General features: G+C 69.7%; 13 protein-coding genes. 3 read left to right on the top strand and 10 right to left on the bottom strand.

All coding sequences use genetic code 11. The annotated features are described in order from the left end of the window. From K9U40_RS18775 to K9U40_RS18760, 4 genes are all read right to left on the bottom strand, one after another. Positions 1 to 672, bottom strand: a complete 672-nt coding sequence (locus tag K9U40_RS18775) for a uracil-DNA glycosylase family protein (RefSeq protein ID WP_282891661.1) — start codon at positions 670 to 672, stop codon at positions 1 to 3. Then, on the bottom strand, positions 650 to 1,393 hold the full coding sequence (locus K9U40_RS18770) for an MBL fold metallo-hydrolase (protein ID WP_282891660.1): 744 nt from the start codon (positions 1,391 to 1,393) through the stop codon (positions 650 to 652). The genes K9U40_RS18775 and K9U40_RS18770 overlap by 23 nt, the downstream gene beginning before the upstream one ends. Before the next feature lie 4 nt (positions 1,394 to 1,397). Then, positions 1,398 to 2,009: a glutathione S-transferase family protein gene (locus K9U40_RS18765; RefSeq protein ID WP_282891662.1), complete on the bottom strand. Its 612-nt coding sequence runs from the start codon at positions 2,007 to 2,009 to the stop codon at positions 1,398 to 1,400. A gap of 140 nt (positions 2,010 to 2,149) precedes the next feature. Then, positions 2,150 to 2,641, bottom strand: a complete 492-nt coding sequence (locus K9U40_RS18760) for a thermonuclease family protein (protein WP_282891659.1) — start codon at positions 2,639 to 2,641, stop codon at positions 2,150 to 2,152. A gap of 156 nt (positions 2,642 to 2,797) precedes the next feature. On the opposite strand from K9U40_RS18760, the gene K9U40_RS18755 reads away from it, so the two are divergent. After that, on the top strand, positions 2,798 to 3,877 hold the full coding sequence (locus K9U40_RS18755; protein WP_282891658.1) for a sensor histidine kinase: 1,080 nt from the start codon (positions 2,798 to 2,800) through the stop codon (positions 3,875 to 3,877). Between the two features lie 51 nt (positions 3,878 to 3,928). On the opposite strand, the gene cobT is transcribed toward K9U40_RS18755, so the two are convergent. Together cobT and K9U40_RS18745 are read right to left on the bottom strand one after the other, a co-directional pair. Next, positions 3,929 to 4,951, bottom strand: a complete 1,023-nt coding sequence (gene cobT, locus K9U40_RS18750) for a nicotinate-nucleotide--dimethylbenzimidazole phosphoribosyltransferase (protein WP_282891657.1) — start codon at positions 4,949 to 4,951, stop codon at positions 3,929 to 3,931. A 276-nt stretch (positions 4,952 to 5,227) separates the two neighbouring features. Beyond that, entirely contained in the window at positions 5,228 to 6,022 is a 795-nt protein-coding gene (locus K9U40_RS18745) for a hypothetical protein (protein ID WP_282891656.1), read from the bottom strand. Between the two features lie 205 nt (positions 6,023 to 6,227). On the opposite strand from K9U40_RS18745, the gene K9U40_RS18740 reads away from it, so the two are divergent. Both K9U40_RS18740 and K9U40_RS18735 read left to right on the top strand, forming a co-directional pair. Then, positions 6,228 to 6,824, top strand: coding sequence for a superoxide dismutase (locus K9U40_RS18740; protein ID WP_282891655.1), 597 nt, complete (start codon positions 6,228 to 6,230; stop codon positions 6,822 to 6,824). Between the two features lie 364 nt (positions 6,825 to 7,188). Continuing rightward, entirely contained in the window at positions 7,189 to 8,817 is a 1,629-nt protein-coding gene (locus K9U40_RS18735) for an ArnT family glycosyltransferase (RefSeq protein ID WP_282891654.1), read from the top strand. Positions 8,818 to 8,996: 179 nt separating this feature from the next. Here the strand turns inward: K9U40_RS18735 and K9U40_RS18730 are convergent, their stop codons facing one another. The 4 genes from K9U40_RS18730 to K9U40_RS18715 form a co-directional block, all read right to left on the bottom strand. Beyond that, entirely contained in the window at positions 8,997 to 9,992 is a 996-nt protein-coding gene (locus tag K9U40_RS18730) for a zinc transporter ZntB (protein ID WP_282891653.1), read from the bottom strand. Positions 9,993 to 10,143: 151 nt separating this feature from the next. Then, the gene (locus tag K9U40_RS18725; RefSeq protein ID WP_282891652.1) at positions 10,144 to 11,550 is read right to left on the bottom strand and encodes a M20/M25/M40 family metallo-hydrolase; all 1,407 of its coding nucleotides are present in this window, start codon (positions 11,548 to 11,550) and stop codon (positions 10,144 to 10,146) included. 238 nt (positions 11,551 to 11,788) lie between these two features. Beyond that, complete coding sequence (locus tag K9U40_RS18720; protein WP_282891651.1) at positions 11,789 to 12,223, bottom strand: hypothetical protein; 435 nt, start codon at positions 12,221 to 12,223, stop codon at positions 11,789 to 11,791. A 212-nt stretch (positions 12,224 to 12,435) separates the two neighbouring features. Continuing rightward, positions 12,436 to 14,142, bottom strand: a complete 1,707-nt coding sequence (locus K9U40_RS18715) for a helicase HerA-like C-terminal domain-containing protein (protein ID WP_282891650.1) — start codon at positions 14,140 to 14,142, stop codon at positions 12,436 to 12,438. Positions 14,143 to 14,296 lie beyond the last annotated feature (154 nt).

The raw sequence follows: 14,296 nt of genomic DNA, 5'->3' as shown, positions 1-14,296 counted from the left end.
CTACCCACCCCGCCCCAATGCGCGGGCGATGTCGGCCTGAAGCTGCGGCAGCAGGTCGGCTTCAAAGAAGGGGTTGCGCTTGAGCCAGCCGGTGTTGCGCCACGAGGGGTGCGGCAGGGTATAGACCGCCACCGGGTGCGCCAGCGCCATGCCGGCGGCGCGCACCTCCCGCCAGTGGTGCACGGTCTGGGTCAAGCTCGCCTTCAGGTGGGCACCAAGGCCGAGCCGCGCCAGATGATAGGCCTGCGCGGGACGGCCCACCGCCAGGATCAGCCGGAACGCCGGCAGGGTTACGAACAATGTGTCGTGCCAGGTGGCCGCGCATTCGCGCCGGGGCGGCAGGTCGCCGCCGGCCGCGTCCTGCCCCGGAAAGCAGAAGCCCATGGGGGCGATGGCGATGCGGCTGGAATCATAGAACTCAGCGTCGCTCACCCCCATCCACTGCCGCAGCCGGTCGCCGGAGGCATCGGTGAAGGGGCGCCCGCTGGCATGCACTTTCGTGCCCGGCGCCTGGCTCGCCACCAGGATCGCGGCCGTGGCCGACACCCGCAGCACCGGGCGCGGTTCGTGGGGGAGCGGGGCGCCGCGCGGCGCCTCGACGCACACCCGGCAGGCGCGGATGCGCGCCACCAGGGCGTCGAGGGCAGGTTCAGATTTCGAGTTCCAGCCCATCCTCGGCCACGATGAAATGGGTGGTGTCCACCTCCCCCCGGCGCGCCCACATCTCGTCGCCCATGTGGGTGAGCAGGATGCGCCGGGCGCCAAGGTCGGCGCGCCGCTCGGCAATGGTGCGGTAGGCGAGGTGGCCGTAGGGCTGCCCCTCGAAGGCGAAGCTCTCGCAGATGAAGAGGTCCACCCTCTGGGCGATGGGCAGCAGCGCATCAGTCCACTGGGTGTCGCCGGAGAAGGCGAGGGTGCGTGTCCCGTCTTCCAGGCGCAGGGCTGTGGAGGGGGCGCCGGAGGGGTGGACCACGGCGGCGGTGGTCAGGGCAAGGGGGCCGTGGCTTGTGGTGGAGCCGGGCTCCACCTCGGTCACGGTCCAGGAAAAGCGCCAGTCGATCTCCCCCATGCCAGGGAACAGCACCTCCATGGCCGCCTCCAGCCGCGCCCGCGTCCCCGGCGGGCCGACGATGGCCAGCGGCCGCTCCCTCAGATGGACATACTGCCCATCCAGCAGGAGGAATGGAATACCACCGAAGTGATCTCCATGAAGGTGGCTGATGAACACCGTGTCGATGTCCGCCGAACCGAGGTTGAACCTGTGGAAGTTCACGAGGGCGCTGGCCCCGAAGTCGAGGGTGGCCGTGTGCGCCCCGGCGGTCAGCAGGAAGCAGCTGTTGCCGCGCCCGCCGGAGCCGAAGGCGTCGCCGCAGCCGACGACCTTTAGCTTCATGATTTCAAGCCTTTGCGCTCGGACGGGCCGAGACGGACGCATGCCAGCGGGCCAGATTGTCATGAGTCGGCGCCAGCGCCACGCGGATCACGCGCATGAAATCCACAGCCACCAGCAGCGTAATGTCCGCCACCGTGAAGCGATCGCCGGCCAGATAGGGGCGGCCGGCCAGGGCATTATTGAAAAAATCAAGGCCAGCCAATACCTTGGGCTTGTTCGCCTCGCCCCATTCCGGCACCTGTGGCACCTCCATGGCGGCCATGCCGGGATTGAGGTGTCGGAGCACCATCATGATGGGATAGAGCAGGTCCAGCTCCACCCGGCGCTGCCACATTTCCACCAGCCCCTGCTCCGTCGGCGTGTGGCCGAACAGGTTGGGCTCGCTCTGCAGCGCCTCGAAATAGCGACAGATGGCAATGGTTTCGCAGATGACGGTGCCGTCATCCAGCTCCAGAACGGGCACGCGCTGGCGCGGGTTGAGGCGGGTGAACTCGTCGGACTTCTGCTCCAGCTTGCCAAGGTCGACCTGCACGGTCGGAACGGAAATCCCCTTTTCCGCCAGGAAGATGCGCACGCGGCGCGGATTCGGCGCGCGACTTGTGTCGTAAAGCTTCATGCCCCTGGCGCCTCCAGCCTCGCCTTGTTTTATCCAGCGAAAGACCACGCCTTTACCAGCGGCGCAAGGCCCTGCGGCGGGAAGGCAAAGGGCGGAGGCATGCGGCTGCGGCACCCCTCGCGGCGTCCCTCCCCAGCCGGTCAGGAACCGCGCGGATGGGCGGCGCGCCAGTCCGCGGGCGCCTCGAAGCTGGCGCCCCAGATGCCCCGCCCCGCCGCCCGCGCCTCGGCCTCGGCCCCGGCATAGGCGCGGCCGAGATAGGCCACCGCAAAGCCTTGCCGCGCCATGTGTTCCGACAGATCGACCCCGCCGGCGCGGCACAGCGCCACCGGCCGTCCATACTTGTCGCGCCCGGATGCGGTGCAGGCGACCGGCCCGGCGCGCAGCGCCTCCTGGAGGACGCGGCGGGCCGCCTCGCCGCAAGTCCAGGGCCGGCCGGCGCGCGTGCACTCCTGCCCGAGCTCCGGAGCATCAATGCCCTTGAGCCGCACGCGGGTACCGGCAAGGTCCAGCGTGTCGCCATCCACAGCAAACGCATGCCCCTCCAGCGTGGTCTCCCGGCGCAGCAGGTCCGCCAGAAGCGCGACCGTACCAAGGATCAGCGCCGCGGTCAGAAGGTCCTTGATGCGCATGAAGATGCCTTGAAATGTTAAGCGGGCGGACTTTCTGCGAAGGCCCGTTAACCCCCCGTTAACCGCGACGGCCCCAGGAGTTGGGGACGCGTTATCCGTCTGGCCCGGCACCGGTCTCCTGAAGGGGCCCCGCCGTCCGCGAAGGGCTCCTGCCGCATGTCCGGCCCCTTTTGCCCCCCGCTCGACGCCGCCGCCAGCTCCCCTCCGGAGCCCGCGGCGCAGGCGGACGGACTCCCGCTTCCCCTCCCCCCGTCCATTGCCCCGTCCATTGCTCCGTCCCTTGCCCGGCGTGCCCGCAGCCTCGCCGGACCGTGCCTCCTGGCCGCTCTCGCCGTGTTCGGCCTGCTGCTGGCCGGCGGCGCCCTCGCCGGTTTGGCCGGGGCCGCGGCCGGCGGCACGGCGGCGCTGATCGCCGTGAGCCTGCTCGTGCTGCGCGCCCGCCGGCTGGAGGCGGCGCTGCGCCGGGCCGAGGCCCGCGCCCGCGCCGCAGAGGCGGACGCCCGGCGCGCGGCGGCGGAAAACAGCGCCAAGTCCCGCTTCCTCGCCGAGATGAGCCACGAGCTGCGCACCCCGCTCAACACGGTGATGGGCTTTTCCGAAATGATGGCGGACGAGGTGCTGGGCCCCCACCGGGTGACGGCCTATGCCAGCTATGCGCGGGACATCCACGCCTCCGGCCAGCATCTCCTGGCCCTCGCCGACGATCTCCTCGACCTCGCCCGCATCGAGAGCGGCCACCGCACCCTCATGGAAACGCCGGTGCGCCTCGATGCCCTGGCCGAGGAGTGCGTGGCCATGATGCGGCCGCTGGCCACCGGCGCCCGGGTGACGCTGTCGGCGGTGGTGGACGGCGCGCCGCGCCTGTGGGGCGACGAGCGCGCCTTGCGCCAGATCGCCCTCAACCTCCTCGCCAATGCCGTCAAGTTCACGCCGCCGGACGGCGCGGTGCGCCTGCTGGCCGGCATCGGGACGGATGGCGTGCCGTTTGTGGCGGTGGAGGATACGGGCCCGGGCATCGCCGAGCGCGAGCTGCCGTTCGGCGCGGCCCACCCTCGCGAAAGCCGGCTCGATGTTGCCACCGGCCGAGGGGCGGGGCTGGGCCTTGCCATCGTGCGCGGGCTCGCAGGCCTGCACGAGGGCACCCTCACCCTGGCGCGGCGGCCGGGGGGCGGCACCAGGGCCGAGGTGACCTTCCCGCCGGCCCGCGCCCTTCCTGCCAACAGTCCCGGTCTTTGACCGGCGCCGGGCGGGTTTCGCTCAGACGCGGCGCGGGCTCATGCCGGGCGCTCAGCCTTCGGAGACCCCCGCCTCGGCGAAGGTGGCCATGCCGCGATGGCAGGCCACCGCCGCCTTCACCACGCCGATGGCCAGCGCCGCGCCCGAGCCTTCCCCCAGCCGCATGTCGAGGTCAAGGACGGGACGAAGGCCCAGCCGGTCGAGCAGCAGGCGGTGGGCCTTCTCCGCCGAGACATGGCCGGCGAGGCAATGGTCGAGGGATGACGGGTCGAGGGCGTGGAGCACGGCGGCGGCCGCGGTGACCACGAAGCCGTCGAGCACCACCGGCACCTTCTCGTGCCGCGCGGCGATGATGGCCCCGGCGATGGCCGCCACCTCCCGCCCGCCGAGCCGGCGCAGCACCTCCAGCGGATCGGACAGATGGTCCTTGTGGAACGCCACCGCGTCGCGCACCGCCGCGATCTTGCGCTCCAGCACCTCGCCCGTGGAGCCGGTGCCGGCGCCCACCCATTCCTCCGCCGTGCCGCCATAGAGGCCATGGCACAAGGCGGCGGCGATGGTGGTGTTTCCGATGCCCATCTCGCCAAGGCACAAAAGATCGGACCCGCCGGCGATGGCCTCCATGCCGAAGGCCATGGTCGCGGCACAGGCCTTCTCGTCGAGGGCGGCGTCCTGGGTGATATCGGGAGTGGGATAGTCGAGGGCGAGGTCGAACACCCGCAGGCCGGCGTCGAAGGTGGCGCAGATCTGGTTCACCGCCGCCTTGCCGGCGGTGAAGGTCGCCATCATCTGCTTGGTCACCGCGCCCGGATAGGGCGAGACGCCGCGATCGGCGATGCCGTGGGTGGCGGCGAACACCGCCACCATGGGCCGGTTGACGGTGGGCATGGAATTGCCCTGCCAGGCGGCGAGATGGGCGGCGATGGCCTCCAGCCGGCCCAGCGCGCCCAAAGGCTTCACCAGCTGTTCCTGCCGCGCCAGCGCTGCCTCGCGCGCGCCCTCGGAGGGGCCGGGCATGGTGGCGACGAGCTGGCGGATGTCGTCGAAGGGCAGGCCGGATTCGCTGGGGTACATGGGCAGGCTACCTGAAGCGGCGCGCGGGGCGGATCACCGCGGCGCGGGAACGGAAAGCCGCTCCATAGAGCCAAAGCGCGTGCGAGCGAAGGGGGAAGAAAGGGGAAAGCGGCGCCCGGAAGGACGCCGCATCACGGCCAATGGGGCACATCTTCCCGGTGCTCAGGGGCAGCGCCGGCTCCGCGCGGCCTTGCGCGGGAAGCCGTGGCGGCGGCGGGCGGCAGCGCCCCCCGGGCCGGCCGCGGGCAGCCCCACACCCCCAGATTGCCGCCGCGCTCAGCGCTCGCCCTGGGACTGCGCCACGTGGTCGCGCAGCTCCTGGAGGGAGGCGAAGCGCACCACGCCATCGGGCAGGTCGGCCTGGATGGAGCCGTCCGAATAGAGGGTATAGGCCATGCCGCCGACGATGCCGGACTTCAGGATGCGCGGCTCCTCCGGCTCGCGCCGGGGCGGCGGAGCAGGCGGGACGGCCGGGGCCGGCTGTTGCTCGGCTGCCGGACGGGCCGGGCGCGGCGGCGGCTCGTAGCCGGTGCGCGGACGCGGAGGGGGCGCGGGAGCCGGCGCCGGGGATGGCTGGGACTGAGGCTGCGGCTCGGCCCGGCGCTGGAGCCGCTGGCGGCGCGCCTCGACCATGGGGTCGGCCGCCTCACCGCCGGGCTCTGCCGGGGCCTGGAGCGATGCGGTGCGGGGGGGCGGCGCGATCCGCTCCCGGGTCTCGACCGGCGGAAGCGCAGCGGGGGCAGGTTCGGCGGTGAGGGCCTCCGGCTCCGGCGGCACCAGATCGTCCACGGTGAGGCGGCCCTGGGGCCCGCGGCCGCCGACGCGCGCCGGGTGGCCGCCCTCGGGGACATCGGTACCTGGATAGGCGCGCTCGACCTGCTGGGAGAGGCGCTCAAGCTGGCGCAGCACCAGCCCCATGGCGGTGATGACAAAGCCGCCCGAGGCCGCCACCGCGCCGGTGGTGATCAGGGTGTTGCCAAAGGTGGAGACGAAAATGGAGACGCCGAGCGCGATGACCGCGAGCCCGGCCAGAGCGATCAGAACGCCGAGAAGGACCAGGAACCACCACATCTGCCACCCCACTCCCGCTTGCCGGCCTCATGCCGCGTATACACCAAAGGTGGTACCTCGCCGGGAAAATCGGCCGCATCAAGGTTGTTTGGAGGCAATGGCCGCCCTATCTAGGTGCTCGCTCGGACATGTCGTATACCCGGTGTGGCGCCGGGGCAGCGATTTCGCCCCGGGCACGACGCCGGATAGATTGCGGAGATGTTTCATGTCCTTCACGCTGCCCGAACTGCCTTATGCCTATGACGCCCTCGCCCCCTACATGTCGCGCGAGACGCTGGAATACCACCACGACAAGCACCACCTCGCTTACGTGAACAATGGCAACAATCTCCTAAAGGGAACTGAATTTGAAGGAAAATCCCTGGAGGAGATCGTCAAGGGCTCGTTCGGCAAGAACGCCCCGCTCTTCAACAATGCCGGCCAGCACTACAACCACCTGCATTTCTGGAACTGGATGAAGCCGAACGGTGGCGGCGCCATCCCCGGCGAGATCGAAAAGAAGATCATCGAGGACATCGGCTCGGTCGAGAAGTTCAAGGAAGACTTCATCGCCGCCGGCGTCGGCCAGTTCGGCTCGGGCTGGGCCTGGCTCGCCCTCAAGGACGGCAAGCTCGTGGTCCTCAAGTCCCCCAACGGCGAGAACCCGCTGGTTTCGGGCGCGACCCCCATCCTCGGCGTCGACGTGTGGGAGCACTCCTACTACATCGACTACCGCAACCGTCGCCCCGACTACCTCAAGGCGTTCGTGGACCACCTCGTGAACTGGGACTACGTCGCCGAGCTGTACAGCAAGGCGGTCTGATCCACCCGGGATCGCCCCAGCTCGCCTCCCGGCCCCAAGCCGGGAGGCCCTCTTCGCCGGCGAAACAAAAGCGCGAAGCAACTTCTTCTCTTTGTGGTGAACGACTCGGGACCAGCAAGATGATCCCGGCACCTCTCCTTCGGACACGGGTGCAACCGGCCTCAATTTCACACCAGATTGGCCGCAACTTTTCGCATTGCACAGCATAATTTTGTTGCGATCGGGCGCTACTCCATCTTAGCTGTGTCGCGCTTCACCAACTGCGGTATGTCGATAAGGCATACCCTGAGGGCAACGAGAGCCATCAAGGCTCTCGCGGTGGGCGTGCATGGAAAAGCTGATCGTCCGTCGGGGTCCTCGTTTCATGTCGTTCCTAGAGATCGATCGTCGGCCAGGCGCGGTTGCGGATGCCTGCGCCGTTGTCCTGCTTGCGGCCGTCACCGTCATCGCCGCCCTCACCTTTTCCGATTACGGGCTCGGCTGGGATGACTTCACGCATTCCCAGTACGGGGACCTGCTCTACAATTATTTCAGCTCCGGTCTGACGCAGCGGAAAGTATTTTCCTTCGTCAACCTGTATTACTATGGCGGTGGCTTCGACCTGCTGGCCGCAGCCCTCGCCAAGGCCCTTCCCTTCGTCGACGTGTTCGACATCCGCCGCCTGCTCGGCGCGCTGGTGGGCATCGGCGGCTTCTTCATCGTCTGGCGCACCGGGCGGCGGCTCGCCGGCCCGTGGGGCGGCCTCGCGGCCATGGCCCTGCTCATGATCTGCCCGCTGTTCTACGGGCACATGTTCATGAACGTGAAGGACGCGCCGTTCGCGGTCGCGGTCGCCGGCCTGGTCTATGCCATGGTGCGGGCTTTCGACGAATTCCCCAATCCCTCGCCGCGCACCGTCACCCTGTTCGGCCTGTTCCTCGGCCTCGCCGTGGGCACGCGGGTGATGGGGCTGATCTGCGGCGTCTATATCGGCGCGGCCATCGTCTTCGTGGCGGTGGTGGAGACCGCGCATCTGGGCCTGAAGACGGCGCTCAAGCGGATCCTCGGCTTTACCGGCCTGCTCTGCCTTGGCCTGCCGCTCGCCTATTTCGTGCTCGGCATCCTGTGGCCCTGGGGCGTGGCGGAACCGCTGAATCCCCTCGTCGCGCTGAAATACTATTCCCACTTCTGGGAAGTGCCGTGGCGCGAGATGTTCGAGGGCCGGCCGATCCTGGTGCCGGACATGCCGCGCTCCTATGTCCCGACCCTGTTCTCGGTGCAGATGCCGGAACTGTTCCTCGGGCTCGCCCTGGCCGGCGCGGCCGGGGCGGTGGTCTCCGCCGTCTTCGGGAAGGACACCCCGGCCCGGCGCGCGCGCCTCGTGCTCGTCGTCACGGCCGCCGCCTTCCCGGTGCTGCTCGTGGTGACCACCCAGCCCGTGGTCTATAACGGCATCCGGCATTTCGTGTTCGTGACACCGGCCCTCGCCTTGCTCGGCGGCTTCGCCGCGGCCTGGGTGTGGGACAAGGCCCAGCGCCTGCCGCGCCTCGCCCAGGGCGCCGTGGCCGCCGTCTTCCTGGTGGGCCTCGCCATGCCCGCCGCGGCCTTCCGCAACCTGCACCCTTATGAATACACGTACTACAACCACCTGGCAGGCGGCATTCAGGGGGCGGACAGCAGGTTCATGCTCGACTATTGGGGCCTCGCCTTCAAGCAGGCCACCGAAGAGCTGGACGAATATGTGGAGCAGCACCGCCGCTCCCTGCCCCAGGGCCGCAAGCTGCGCGTGGCCGTCTGCGGCCCCTATTTCGCCGCCGCCGCCGAGCTCGGCCCCCGCTACGAGACCACCTATGACAGCCGCAACGCGGATTTCTACCTGCGGCTGGGCGAATTCTACTGCGCGGACGTGAAGGCGCCGGCTTTGGTCAAGATCGAGCGGGAAGGTGTCACCTACGCCACCGTCTATGACGTGCGCGGGCGCCCCTTCCCGAGCGTGTTCGCCGCCGGCCAGTAGCGCGCACCCATCCCGAAAGCGAACAAGGCCGGGCCCTTGCGGGTCCGGCCTTGTTGTTTGCGAACGTCCGGCGTCGCACCCGAGCCCGGCTTGGCAGCCCGACTTGGCAGCCCGGCTTGGCCCGACGGTCCCTGTCTGCGGCCGATGACGGGAAGGCGCCGCTCACCCGCCGCGCGGGCTCAGATCCACTTCAGCCGCCGGAACAGCCACAGCAGGACGAAGCCCATCACCAGCATGGCGACGGCCAGCGCCCAGAAGGCCTCCGGATCCGCATTGCCGGGAATGCCGCCCACATTCATGCCGAACATGCCGGAAATGAGCGTCATGGGGGCGAACACCACGGTCACCACGGCCAGCACGAGCATGGATTTGTTCATCTGCTCGGCGCGGGTGTCCACCATCTGCTCGCGGATGATGCCGGCGCGCTCGCGCACGCTGTCCAGCTCCTCGGCGAAGCGCGCGACCCGGTCGGCGGCGTCGCGCAGGCGGTTCCTGTCCTTCGGCCCCATCCAGGGGTCGTCCTCGAGGGCGAAATGGTTCAGCGCCTCGCGCTGGGGAGCGATGTGACGGCGCAGCTTGACGGCGACGCGGCGCAGGATGGCGATCTTCGGCAGCATCTCGGAGGCGACGATGGACAGCACTGCGTCTTCCAGTTCGTCCGCCTCGTCGATGAGCTTGTCCACCACCGCGTCCACCCGCTCCACCAGGCGCGTGGACAGGTCGGCCACGAACTCGCCCTGGCTGCGGGGACAACGGCCACGGGCGAGCGCGTCCTCGAAATCGGCGATGGCCGACAGGAAATCGTGCTGCACCGAGAGGACGCGCCGCGCATCCACCCACAGATGCACGGTGATGAGCTCTTCCGGCAACGCGTTGCGCTGCAGGTTGATGCCGCGCAGGGAGAGCAGCGCGCCTTCCGCGAACATGGCGCACCGCGGCCGGCAATCATCCTCGGCGATGGACTCCACCACCGATGGATCGAGGCTGCTCTCCTGCCGAAGCCAGGTCTGCGGCGCGCGCGGCAGATAGCGGAAATGCAGCCAGATGAAGCCGCCATCCGGCACCGGCTCCACCAGGGCCGTGTCGAGCGGCAGCCGGGTTGCCCCGCCCCGACCATCGAATCGCCAGGCCGAGAGCAGGCCTTCGGCATCCATCTTGAGCGCGGGGCGTTCCATGGGGGCGTCCTCGGGGCGTCTGAAGGCTACGTCTGGCGCATCCTTGGGGGGCGTTCCGCCGAACTGGCCCGGCCTTCCTCGCACGATTGCGCGCCGCACAAAAGTGGGCGCGCAACGTCAGGTGCGAGAGATGGGCCGGCAGCGCCTGCCCTCAGGCGAGGGCGTCGAGGATGCGCACCCAGCTGCGGGTACCCTTGTGGAACGAGGTGAGGTCGTACTTCTCGTTGGGCGAGTGCACCCGGTCGTCATCGAGCCCGAAGCCGATGAGGAGGGTGTCCACCCCCAGAAGCTCCTTGAACTGCCCCACCACGGGAATAGACCCGCCCGAGCCGATGGTGACGGGGGCGACGCCCCACTCCGCCTCCAGCGCCCCGGCGGCACGGGAGAGGTCCGGGCTCTCCGGCGGCACGAGGAAGGCCCGCGCCCCCTCACCCCAGGAGAACACGGCCTCGCAGTCCGCCGGGATGCGCGCGGCGACGAAGGCCTCGAAGCCGGCGCGGATCTTCGCCGGGTCCTGGTCCGCCACCAACCGGAACGAGATCTTCGCGGTGGCCCGCGCCGGAATGATGGTCTTGGTGCCGGCCCCGGTATAGCCGCCGAAGATGCCGTTGACCTCGAAGGTCGGCCGCGACTGGATCTGCTCGATGACGAGACGGTCGCTCTCCCCCGCCGCCACGCCCAGGCCCACCGGATTGAGGAAGGCTTCCGCGGTGAGGCCGAGGCTCTCCCAGCGCCGGCGCACCTCGGCGGGCATCTCGCGCACGTCGTCGTAGAAGCCCGGCAGCGTGACGCGGCCGGAAGCGTCGCGCGCCTCGGCGATGAGGCTCGCGAGCACATGGATGGGATTGCGCGCCGCGCCCCCGAACAGGCCAGAGTGCAGGTCCCGATCCGCGCCCACGATGGTGAGCTCGGTGTGGAGGATGCCGCGCAGCGCCGTGGTGATGGAGGGGGTCCTGGGGTCCCACATGCCGGTATCGCACACGAGGGCGAGGTCGGCAGAGAGCAGGTCGGCATGGGCGGCGAGGAAGGCCGGCAGGTTGGGGGAGCCGCACTCCTCCTCCCCCTCCAGCAGCACGGTGACATCCACCGGCGCGCCGTTCCCCGCGGCCTTGAAGGCGCGCAGCGCCTCCAGGAAGGTGAGAACCTGTCCCTTGTCGTCGCAGGCGCCACGGGCAACGATGATCTTGCGCCCATCCGGCGTCGCGCCGAGGCGCGGCTCGAACGGCGGCGTATCCCACAGGTCGAGCGGGTCCACCGGCTGCACATCATAATGGCCGTAGAACAGGACCCGACGGGGCGCGCCCGTATCGGTGCGCGCCACCACCACCGGATGGCCGGCAGTCGGGTGCACGGTGGCGTTGAAGCCGAGAGCGCGAAGCTCGCCCGCCACCCAGTCCGCCGCCTCGGCGCACGCCGCCTTGTGGGCGGGATCGGTGGAGATGGAGGCGATCTTCAGGAAATCGAACAGGCGTGCCAGCGCGGCATCGAGCCCATCGTCCACCGCCGTGAGCGTCGCATCCAGTTGCGCCGCATCGAGCGTTGCGTTGCGTTCCGCCATAAGGCCCTCCGTCGCGCGAGCCCATACCGGCCCGGAATCGCGACGGATGCTGGCGCCCTCCCGGGCGTCTGGCAAGACGGGGGGACGCGGCACCACGCAGCAGGCGCGCCCGTGTCCCGTCATTGGCGGGCCGGATGAGGGCACGCGCCGCGCATATGAAAACGCGCCGGCCCGATTGCAGCGCAATCAGGCCGCCACGATGGGTGTCGGAGCAAATCCGAGCCGGAGCCCGGACGCGTCAGCCAGCGCTGACGAGGTCCGCGGCCGGCTGTGCGGCAACGGCCGGAGCCGGACGCGCCAGCCGGCGCGCACGCTGCAGCACGGAGCCGATTCGGCGGTAGAGCAGCCGGGGTGCGAGCGGCGCCCCGAGCGCGGCATCATAGCCGGCACGGCTTGCGACCCGAACGAGCAGCTGGGCAGGGACTTCCGCGATCAGCACGGCGGGAATGCCGGAACCGAAGCGGAACGGGTTGGCAGGGGCATCCTCCGGATCATCCACTTGCACGACAAGGACGTCGGCCGAACCCAGGACAGCGGGATCGGTCACTTCGTCCAGCGCGGCGGCCTCCCGCACCGATCCGACGCCAAGCGCGGACAGGGCGGATTTGGTCGCAAGGCGACGCTCCATTTGGGAATCAACCAGAAGAATGCGGGCGATCGGCAACACCTTCATGAGGCGCTCCAAGTCGGGGCGCACCGGAGAGTGGTCTGCCTGCGAAGGACAGGGCTCTGGCGCGCGCGTTGAGCAGCTCCACCAGTGCGACCCCGCAATCTCACTGGAATACCTTAAATTATACCGCCCCGCCCGCGCCAAAGCAACAGAATACGTTTTTGGAGTCCGGGAGCGTCACAAAGTGTCGTCCGGATCTCGCGCCGGCTCTGGTGTCAGCGTCGGATGGAGCCGAGGATGCCGCGCAGGATGGCGCGGCCGAGGCCCGTGGCCACGGTTCGCGCCACCTGGTTCACCACCACCTCGGTGGTGGTCATGCGGGTGCTGGCCCGGCCGCCGCCGCGCGTCGTTCCGGAGGGCGCCCTGCCGGCGGCCTGGCCGGTGCCGAGCACGCTGTCGAGCACCCCGCCGAGAAAGCCGCCCCCCTCGGAAGCCGCCGCCTCCTGCGGGGCAGCCTTCTCCTCGATGCGCTTCTGCAGCATCTCGAATGCCGATTCGCGGTCCACGGAGGCGTCGTAGATATGCCCCACCGGGCTCTTCGCCTGCACCGCCGCCCGCTCCGCCGCGTTCAGCGGGCCGATGCGGCCCGACGGCGGGCGGATGAGGGTGCGCTCCACCATGGAGGGCACGCCGTTGCCCTCCAGCATGGAGACGAGGGCCTCGCCCTTGCCCAGCTCCATGATGACCTGGGCCGTGTCGAGGTCCGGATTCGGCCGGAAGGTCTCGGCCGCCGCCTTCACCGCCTTCTGGTCGCGCGGGGTGAAGGCGCGCAGCGCGTGCTGCACCCGGTTGCCGAGCTGGGCGAGCACGCTTTCGGGAATGTCCAGCGGGTTCTGCGACACGAAATAGACGCCCACCCCCTTGGAGCGGATGAGGCGCACCACCTGCTCCACCTTGTCGAGCAGGGCCTTTGGCGCCTCATCGAAGAGCAGGTGCGCCTCATCGAAGAAGAAGACGAGCTTCGGCTTGTCCGGATCGCCTACCTCGGGTAGGCGCTCGAACAGTTCCGAGAGCAGCCACAGCAGGAAGCAGGCATAGAGCCGCGGCGCGCCCATCAGCTTGTCCGCCGCGAGAATGGAGATGGTGCCGTAGCCCGAGCGATCGACCCGCATCAGGTCTGCGATGTCGAGGGCCGGTTCGCCGAAGAACTTGTCGGCGCCCTGATTCTCCAGCACCAGAAGCTGGCGTTGGATGGCGCCCACCGTCTGGCTGGAGACGTTGCCATACTGGGTGGTGAGGGTCGCCGCGCTCCTGGCCACCTCGACGAGCATGGCCCTGAGATCCTTGAGGTCGAGCAGCGGCAGCCCCTGCTCGTCGGCGATGCGGAAGACGATGTTGAGCACGCCCTCCTGCGTGTCGTTCAGGCCCATGAGCCGGGCCAGAAGCAGCGGGCCCATCTCCGATACCGTCGCGCGGATGGGGTGCCCCTGCTCGCCGAACAGGTCCCAGAAGATCACCGGGAAGCTGTCGGGCGCGTAGGTGATGCCCACCTCCTGCGCCCGCTCGATCAGGAAATCCTTGGCCTCGCCCAGCGCCGCGACGCCGGAGAGGTCGCCCTTGATGTCGGCGGCGAACACCGGCACCCCGGCCCGGGCGAAGCCCTCCGCCAGGACCTGCAGCGTCACCGTCTTGCCGGTGCCGGTGGCGCCGGTGACGAGGCCGTGCCGGTTGGCGAGGCGCAGGGTGAGATATTCATCCTTGGAGCGGGTGCCCGCCTTCGCCGCCTCGCTGCGGCCGAGGAAGCTGCGGCCCACCAGGATGCGGCCGTTGCCATCGCCGTCGGACGCGCCCTTGTCGGACGCGCCCTTGGCCGCCGGCCCCCAGGGTGCCGCATCCTGCCGCGGCGCCGTCGCGCCGGCCGCCGGAGCCTTGCCCGCCTTCGGACCGGTGGCGGGCGGGCGGGTGGAGGGGGTGCGTGCCATTCGATGCTCCTCGGCGCGATCCTCGCATCGACGCATGCAGTCCGGCCGAATCGCCGGATGCATCCGGTGTCGTCGATCGACGTTTTTCGCCTGCCCCCGGCCGGCGGGCAAGCAAATTGCGGCCCCGGCCTCGGGCGCTCCCTCCCCCCTGGCC

It is taken from the genome of Xanthobacter autotrophicus (assembly GCF_030015065.1).
Classification (GTDB): domain Bacteria; phylum Pseudomonadota; class Alphaproteobacteria; order Rhizobiales; family Xanthobacteraceae; genus Xanthobacter; species Xanthobacter autotrophicus_D.
Note: the sequence above shows the minus strand (reverse complement) of the source record. Positions and strands in the feature narration are given on the sequence as shown.

Excerpts from the sequence above, each read along its gene's own strand:
- K9U40_RS18775 (WP_282891661.1), bottom strand. The coding sequence starts at position 672 with ATGGGCTGGAACTCGAAATCTGAACCTGCCCTCGACGCCCTGGTGGCG.
- K9U40_RS18770 (WP_282891660.1), bottom strand. The coding sequence starts at position 1,393 with ATGAAGCTAAAGGTCGTCGGCTGCGGCGACGCCTTCGGCTCCGGCGGG.
- K9U40_RS18765 (WP_282891662.1), bottom strand. The coding sequence starts at position 2,009 with ATGAAGCTTTACGACACAAGTCGCGCGCCGAATCCGCGCCGCGTGCGC.
- K9U40_RS18760 (WP_282891659.1), bottom strand. The coding sequence starts at position 2,641 with ATGCGCATCAAGGACCTTCTGACCGCGGCGCTGATCCTTGGTACGGTC.
- K9U40_RS18755 (WP_282891658.1), top strand. The coding sequence starts at position 2,798 with ATGTCCGGCCCCTTTTGCCCCCCGCTCGACGCCGCCGCCAGCTCCCCT.
- cobT (WP_282891657.1), bottom strand. The coding sequence starts at position 4,951 with ATGTACCCCAGCGAATCCGGCCTGCCCTTCGACGACATCCGCCAGCTC.
- K9U40_RS18745 (WP_282891656.1), bottom strand. The coding sequence starts at position 6,022 with ATGTGGTGGTTCCTGGTCCTTCTCGGCGTTCTGATCGCTCTGGCCGGG.
- K9U40_RS18740 (WP_282891655.1), top strand. The coding sequence starts at position 6,228 with ATGTCCTTCACGCTGCCCGAACTGCCTTATGCCTATGACGCCCTCGCC.
- K9U40_RS18735 (WP_282891654.1), top strand. The coding sequence starts at position 7,189 with ATGTCGTTCCTAGAGATCGATCGTCGGCCAGGCGCGGTTGCGGATGCC.
- K9U40_RS18730 (WP_282891653.1), bottom strand. The coding sequence starts at position 9,992 with ATGGAACGCCCCGCGCTCAAGATGGATGCCGAAGGCCTGCTCTCGGCC.
- K9U40_RS18725 (WP_282891652.1), bottom strand. The coding sequence starts at position 11,550 with ATGGCGGAACGCAACGCAACGCTCGATGCGGCGCAACTGGATGCGACG.
- K9U40_RS18720 (WP_282891651.1), bottom strand. The coding sequence starts at position 12,223 with ATGAAGGTGTTGCCGATCGCCCGCATTCTTCTGGTTGATTCCCAAATG.
- K9U40_RS18715 (WP_282891650.1), bottom strand. The coding sequence starts at position 14,142 with ATGGCACGCACCCCCTCCACCCGCCCGCCCGCCACCGGTCCGAAGGCG.